This window comes from Candidatus Streptomyces philanthi, assembly GCF_059553635.1.
Genome location: NZ_JCANQV010000610.1, coordinates 1 through 1280, shown reverse-complemented (window position 1 = coordinate 1280; position 1280 = coordinate 1). Strand labels below are relative to the sequence as shown.

Genomic DNA, 1280 nt, shown 5'->3' with positions numbered 1-1280 from the left:
GAAGCGCTCCACCGCCTCGCCCGCGGCGCGGGTCACGGTGTCGGACGGCGAGATGCCGTAGGCGCCGACCACGGTGGGGCTGAGGGCCGCCGCCTGCTCCCGCGGGGCGCCGGTGCGGTCGCGGTGGAGTTCCGCGAGGCCCTGCCACAGCGGCTCGTCCGGGGGCCGTGGCGGGCGGACGGCGCTGGAGCTGACCAGGCCGTTCCGGGGGTCGAGCGTGGCGGAGAAATCGATCATCGGGGGGCTCCCTGGAGGGCCTCGGCGTAGAGGCCGGTGAGTTCGTGCGTGCGGAGGCCGCCCAGCATGGGCAGCCCCGAGCCCCAGGCGCGGGCCGCCCGCGCGGCCAGGTGCCCGGGGTCGGGTGCCGTGGGCAGGGCGGCGGTGACGCCCCAGGAGCGGGCCAGGGCGAGGATGCCGCCGACCGGGTCGTCGGGCAGCTCGCGGTGGGCCCCGCGGATCACGGCCCACGCGTCCAGGAGGCGGTCCGCCGCGCCGAACCGTGTGTCGCCGCTCAGCACGCGGGACCAGACGGCCGGCAGGACGGCGACCGTCGCGCGCATCTTGCGGACGCCCGTCACGGACGAGAGTTCGTTCGCCAGGTACCAGACCTTCCCGGCGAAGGTGTCCCGGCCGACCATGGCGAAGCCGAGGATCGTGCGCGCGCCGAGCACCGCGATGTCCTGAGCCGGACGGCCCGTCACGGTCGCGCGCACCAGGTCCCGCAGCAGGTCCCGGGCCTCGCCGTCCGCGGCCGGCGGGCAGCGGTCCCCGGGCGGTGACAGATAGCCGTTGCAGACCCGCAGGACGGCCTCCAGGGCGCCCTCGCGCACGGCGGACCGGGGCAGGGTGCGTGTCGCCGCCGGGTCGAGTGCCGCGACATCGGCGGCGAGCAGCGGATGCATGACGAGCTTGCGGTGTCCGCCGACGACGACGGTGGCGGCGGCGCTGACCTCGGCCGCGGTGCCCACGGTCGTCGGCACGGCGATCAGCCGGGGATACGGTGCCGACGAGGCGTCCGGGCCGTGGACCAGGCCGGGACGCCCGCCCCCGAGGCCGATCCTGGCCGGGGTGCCGGGAGCGGCGGCGATCAGGCGGGCGAGGGCCACCGCGTCCATGACGGAGCCGCCCCCGGCGGCCACCACGCGGTCGGCGTCCCGCAGCCGCTCGGCCAGCTCGACGCTCGTGGCCAGGTCGCAGGCCCCCGGGTCCAGCCGGACCACGTGCGTGTCGCGGGCCCCGGCGGCCGGTGCGACCAGGTCCACCAGCCCGGGTTGCCGGGC

The 1280-nt window shown here is 77.9% G+C and carries 2 protein-coding genes; both read right to left on the bottom strand.

The annotated features are described in order from the left end of the window. On the bottom strand, positions 1–237 hold a 237-nt coding region (locus AC51EU_RS30605; protein ID WP_496270346.1), incomplete at its 3' end, for a hypothetical protein. Next, on the bottom strand, positions 234–1280 hold a 1047-nt coding region (locus AC51EU_RS30600), incomplete at its 5' end, for an iron-containing alcohol dehydrogenase (protein ID WP_496270345.1). The genes AC51EU_RS30605 and AC51EU_RS30600, both read right to left, overlap by 4 nt.